The 4,665-nt window shown below is 65.1% G+C and carries 3 protein-coding genes and 1 pseudogene; all 4 read left to right on the forward strand.

The features are described from left to right. A pseudogene (locus ACR1XY_RS24080) lies at window positions 1-494 on the forward strand (hypothetical protein); the annotation flags it as partial. Between the two features lie 40 nt (window positions 495-534). Then, window positions 535-2,610 (forward strand): YjbH domain-containing protein, encoded by a 2,076-nt coding sequence (locus tag ACR1XY_RS24085; RefSeq protein ID WP_480597259.1) that lies wholly within the window; start codon window positions 535-537, stop codon window positions 2,608-2,610. Continuing rightward, entirely contained in the window at window positions 2,607-3,260 is a 654-nt protein-coding gene (locus ACR1XY_RS24090) for a YjbF family lipoprotein (RefSeq protein ID WP_480597261.1), read from the forward strand. Before ACR1XY_RS24085 ends, ACR1XY_RS24090 begins: the two co-directional genes overlap by 4 nt. A 25-nt stretch (window positions 3,261-3,285) precedes the next feature. After that, complete coding sequence (locus tag ACR1XY_RS24095; protein ID WP_480597263.1) at window positions 3,286-4,665, forward strand: polysaccharide biosynthesis/export family protein; 1,380 nt, start codon at window positions 3,286-3,288, stop codon at window positions 4,663-4,665.

Below are 4,665 nucleotides of genomic sequence, written 5' to 3' on the forward strand. Positions count from 1 at the left end.
CCCGATTTTTTTGGCGGCAGCGGCGCGTTGGGCAAGCGCGCCGTTTTTGTGGGTTTTATGTGTATCAGTTTGTGCTGACGGTGCTTGTTGTGCTGTTTGTTGAACCGCCGCCACCGCCGCCTGCTGCGGCGACGCCGATAGCGGCTGCGGCCACGCCGAGAGCGGGTGCGACGAGCGGGACGAAGCCGGTTACGCCGCCTTCGGCGGCCGCGGCGGCGGCGCTCGCCGCATCACTCTGGCCTGCATTCGCCGCGTTCGAGGCGTCCTGGGCATATGCACCGGTGGCCGAAAGCGCCACAATCAGGAGTGTTGTTCTGAGCATCGTGAATCTCCTTAAACAAGTCTTGGTCGAAGGTTATCACAACGGGCCGGACCTGAGAATGCCGCATCCGCAAAAATGCACGGATTTGCCGGAATTTCCGCGGCAGAGAATTGATGCAAGACGCCACAGACAAAACCCGTTAATCAGACGCCGAAAAAAAGTGATAGCCTGACGTGAAGATTCGAGCGGTATCAGCAAGGCGGAAAGGCCTGATGGCATTGGTGTGTGCGGTTGCGACCGGTATGGCGCAGGCGCAGTCTGTGTCGACCTATGGCACGCCCGGCCTGATCGAGATCCCGACCGCCGAGATGTTCGATGACGGCACGCTGGCCTTCACCGCCTCGGGGTTCAAAAACACCGGGCGGGGCACGATGACCTTCCAGTTTCTGCCCTGGGTGCATGGCAGCTTCCGCTATGCGGTGCTTGACGGGTTCAACACCAACACCAATCCCCCCAGCACTTTCTACGACCGCAGCTTCGACGTCCATTTCCGGCTGCGCGAGGAAAGCAGGCACAGCCCCGCCATCGTGATGGGGCTGCGCGATTTCGGCGGCACCGGCATCTATGCCGCGGAATACTTCGTGGCTACAAAAACCATTCAGGACCGGTTCAAGCTGACCGGCGGCATCGGCTGGGGGCGCATGGCCGGACGCGGCGCTTTCACGAACCCTCTGGGCATCTTCTCCGACAGCCTCAAAACCCGCCCGGCCCGGGAAGAGGGTGGCATCGGCAGCACCGGGCAGCTTGATGCCGGCAATTGGTTCCGTGGTGACGCGGCTTTTTTCGGCGGCGCCAGCTGGGCCTATAATGATCGCCTGACACTGCTGGCGGAATACTCGCCGGACCCGTACACCGAAGAGCGCGAACGCACCGGGTTCGAGGTCCGCTCGCCCATCAATGTCGGTGCCCAGTACCGCTTCAATAACGGCACCCAGCTGACCGCCTCCTATCTCTATGGCACCACGCTGGGGCTGACCTTCAGCTATTTCGTCGATCCGCGCAAAGCGGTGACCCCCGGCGGGCAGGGCGCAGCACCTCCGCCGCTGCGGCCCGAAGCCCAAATCGCCGCCGCCACCGCAGATCGCAGCCAGGGCGCCATCCGCGACCGGTTGCAGAACGCGCTGGATCAGGAAGGGCTGCGGCTGGTCTACCTGTCCGGGACCGACGACACCGTCCGGGTCGGGGTCGAGAACAACCGTTATGGTCAGGCCGCCCAGGCGCTGGGGCGCACCGCCCGCGTGCTGGCCAACGAAGAACCGCCGCAGACCGAACATTTCGACATCGCGCTGATGTCGAACGGCGTGCCGCTCAGCGCCGTGCGGGTCAATCGCGACGACCTCTACGAGCTGGAGCACGATCCCGACAATGCCTGGCGCAGCTTTGCCCGCGCCGAGGTGTCCGACACGATCCCGCTGCTGCAGGGCGGCATCCTCAGCGATGCCTATCCGCATTTTTCCTACCGGTTCGGACCCTATCTGAACTTCTCGTTCTTCGACCCCGACGACCCGCTGCGATACGAGCTGGGGGCGGCGCTGGGGCTGGATTACACCCTGTTGCCCGGGTTCACCCTGTCGACCGAGCTGCGCCAGCCGGTCCTCAGCACGCTGGATGACAGCACCCGCGTCTCGGATTCGCCGCTGCCGCATGTGCGCTCGGACTGGGCGATCTATGCCCGCGAATCCAACCTGCGCGTCGAACACATGACCGCCGAGTACATGTGGCGGCCGGGCAAGAACCTCTATGCCCGCACCACGCTGGGGTATCTCGAGACCATGTTCGGCGGGTTCTCCTCCGAGCTGCTGTGGTACCCCAACAACAGCCGCCTGGCCCTCGGGGTCGAGGCCAATTACGTCGCCCAACGCGACTTCGACGTGCTGTTCGGCTTTCAGGATTACACTGTCGCCACCGGCCATGCCTCGGCCTATTACGACCTGCCCGGCGACTATCACGCGCAGGTCGATGTCGGGCGTTACCTGGCCGGCGACTATGGCGCCACCTTCACCCTGGATCGCGAGTTCAACAACGGCTTCAAGGTCGGGGCCTTCTTTACCCTGACCAATGTCAGCTCGGAAGAGTTCGGCGAAGGCTCGTTCGACAAGGGCATCCGGATCGAAATCCCCATCTCGTGGCTGACCGGGCGTCCGTCGCGCAACAAGATCGCCCAGACCATCCGCCCGGTCCTGCGGGACGGCGGCGCGCGGCTGAACGTGCGCAACCGGCTTTACGGCGTCACCCGCGAGGCCCGCGCCCAGGACCTGTCCCGCGGCTGGGGGAGGTTCTGGCGATGAAGGCCCTGCGACGCCCTGCCCCGTTGGCCCTGCTGGCCCTGTTGCTGATCTCCTGCGGCGAAGCGCAGGAGGATGTCGATCTGCTGATAGGCGCGCTGCGTCCCAACGCGCCCCGGTTCCATCCGCGCGCCGAGGCGCTGGCCGCGCGCCGCCCGATCCCGCCCCGGCTCGAGGTCGGCTTTCCCGCCCGCGATCTGGCCGGTGTGATGCTGCTGGAAACCGAACGCGACGGGGTGCAGACCTGGCTGACCGCGGACGGCGCCACCATCACGCTGGAGCGGGGGATGCTGACCTCGGCCAAGGGCTTCGGCGGCGGGCTGGCCAGCTCGGATATCCGCCAGAGCGCCGCGCTGATCCTGAATGGGGGGGAAGGCCAGGTCGAACGCTTCCACAGCTTTCTCAACGGCAATGACGAGATCGAGCTGCACGCCTATAAATGCCGGATCACCCTGCGGGGCGCGGACACGGTCGTGCTGGGCGGCACCCCCGTCGCCACGCAAAAACAGCAGGAAGACTGCTATGGGCTGGCCGAGCAGTTCAGCAACATTTACTGGGTGCAGACCAGCACCGGCCGCATCGTCCAGTCCTCGCAATGGACCGGCGATTTCCTGGGCAACATGTTCATAAAACGGGTGCCCGATGATAGTTAAGATTTTGAACAGCGGAGGACAGCTCGTGCGTCATACTTCCCTTTTCCTCAGCGCACTGGCCCTGACCGGCCTGATCGCCGGATGCTCGACCATCTACCGCAGCCCCTCGGTGACCGCGGGCGTGTCGGATGCCGGCAAGGTCCGCGTGGTGCCGGTGACGCCCGAGACCGTGCTGGTCGCCAACCGCTCACCCTATTCGCCCAAGACCCTGCCCTCGGTCTTCGCGCTGTCGGCCGGATCGGGCTCCTCCGCCAGCCTGCGCGGCACCGGCCCCCTACCCGAGGCGCCCTCGACCCAGGACGGGTCGCGCGCCGGGCTGCAGCTGGACCCGCCGCCGCAGGCCAATCCCGGCCCCTATACCATCGGCATCGGCGACGTGCTGGTGCTGTCCACGCCGTCCACGCAAGGAACAGCCGGAGAGCTGTCGGGCCTGCTGGCCGCGCAAAACAGCCGCAACGGCTATACCGTGCAGGATGACGGCTCGATCAACATCCCCGATGTCGGCCGCGTGCGCCTGGTCGGCCTGACCGTGGACGAGGCCGAGGCGCTGCTGTTCCAGCGCCTGGTCGAGAACCAGATCGACCCCACCTTCAGCCTCGAGATTACCGAGTTCAATTCCCGCCGCGTCTCGGTCGGCGGCGCCGTCGGCCAGCCCGGCGTGCAACCCATCACCCTGACCCGGCTGACCCTGGGCGAGGCGATCTCAGCTGCAGGCTCCGTCTCGGTCAGCGATATCGACAACTCCTCGGTCCGCATCTACCGCGACGGCAATGTCTACCAGATCCCGCTGGAAGACCTCTATTCCCGCACCGAGCTGCAGAACCTCAACCTGATCGCCGATGACTCGGTCTTTGTCGATACCGACTATGACCTCGACCGCGCCGAGCGCTACTTTGCCCAGCAGATCGCCCTGCGCGAGACCGTGCTCGAAGGCCGCCAGACCGCGCTGCAGGAACTGAACATCGCAGTCAACCTGCGCCGCGCCGACCTGGATGAGCGCCGCGACAACTTCGTCCAGTCCATCGAGCTGGACGCAATCGACCGCGATTACGTCTACCTCAGCGGCGAGGTCCGCACACAGGGCCGCTATGCCCTGCCCTTCAACCACTCGGCCACCCTGGCCGACGCGCTCTATGACACCGGCGGCGGGGTCGCAAAGGAAACCGGCGACGCGTCGGAAGTCTACGTCCTGCGCGCCGCTCAGGACCCCCGCGAGTTCGGCGCCGTCACCGCCTGGCACCTCGATACCACAAACGCCGCACACCTCACCCTCGCCGCGCAGTTCGAACTGCGCTCAAACGACATCATCTTCATCGCAGAAAACCCCGTCACCCGATGGGGAAGAACAATCAGCCAAATCACACCATCCCTCGTAACAACTCCTATCAACGCCGCAGTGAATTAA

It is taken from the genome of Ruegeria sp. AD11(2025), assembly GCF_056542405.1.

What these genes read in the sequence shown, in the direction of transcription:
- ACR1XY_RS24085 (WP_480597259.1), top strand. Translation starts at nt 535, where the DNA reads ATGGCATTGGTGTGTGCGGTTGCGACCGGTATGGCGCAGGCGCAGTCT.
- ACR1XY_RS24090 (WP_480597261.1), top strand. Translation starts at nt 2,607, where the DNA reads ATGAAGGCCCTGCGACGCCCTGCCCCGTTGGCCCTGCTGGCCCTGTTG.